Genomic DNA, 210 nt, shown 5'->3' on the forward strand with positions numbered 1-210 from the left:
GATTTCTGAGTTTCGTAGTCAAAATATACATAGGTTGCTTTTCCTGTGGCACACACTTGTCCCTTCTGATGCGCTTCTTCATAAAGCGTGAAGCTCGCGCTGCCGATACGTTCCACCCAACCGCGCACCTCCACATCTTCCCCGAAGTACAACTGTCGCTGGAAATCAATCTGCATCGTAACAATAATCAGCGGGAACGTTCGCATATCT

General features: G+C 48.1%; 1 protein-coding gene. It reads right to left on the bottom strand.

The window, feature by feature from the left end:
* Window positions 1-210 (bottom strand): acyl-CoA thioesterase (locus tag LKX83_RS33605; protein ID WP_227887660.1); only part of this gene is annotated, 210 nt, incomplete at both ends.

Origin of the sequence: Cohnella baijiui, from assembly GCF_020731285.1 — a bacterium.
GTDB lineage: Bacteria > Bacillota > Bacilli > Paenibacillales > Paenibacillaceae > Cohnella.